Below are 364 nucleotides of genomic sequence, written 5' to 3'. Positions count from 1 at the left end.
AGGGTCGTTCGAGACCAGGACGTTGATAGGTCAGGTGTGTAAGCGCAGTAATGCGTTCAGCTAACTGATACTAATTGCCCGTAAGGCTTGATCCTATAACAAGTCTGCCTTGTAGATCGGCGCCGTGTGAAAGCACTGGCTGCAAGATCCAAAGCGACAAGTTGGATTCTCGTGTGTGATACACACAACCTAAATTACTGCTTCTTCCAAGATTGGTTCTGTTGGCCACGCCAGCAGAACAACCCTCTTTGCCTGATGACCATAGCGAGTCGGTCCCACCCCTTCCCATCCCGAACAGGACCGTGAAACGACTCTACGCCGATGATAGTGCGGATTCCCGTGTGAAAGTAGGTAATCGTCAGGC

General features: G+C 51.1%; 2 rRNA genes. Both read left to right on the top strand.

Annotated features, from left to right (window positions below):
* Positions 1-95 (top strand): 23S ribosomal RNA (locus G3N62_RS35720); the annotation flags it as partial.
* Positions 96-251: 156 nt separating this feature from the next.
* A 5S ribosomal RNA gene (gene rrf, locus G3N62_RS35715) occupies positions 252-364 on the top strand.

Origin of the sequence: Burkholderia sp. Tr-20355 (assembly GCF_017104685.1) — a bacterium.
Lineage (GTDB): Bacteria > Pseudomonadota > Gammaproteobacteria > Burkholderiales > Burkholderiaceae > Burkholderia > Burkholderia seminalis.
The sequence above is the reverse complement of the archived record's forward strand: the minus strand, read 5'-3'. Positions and strand labels throughout refer to the sequence as shown.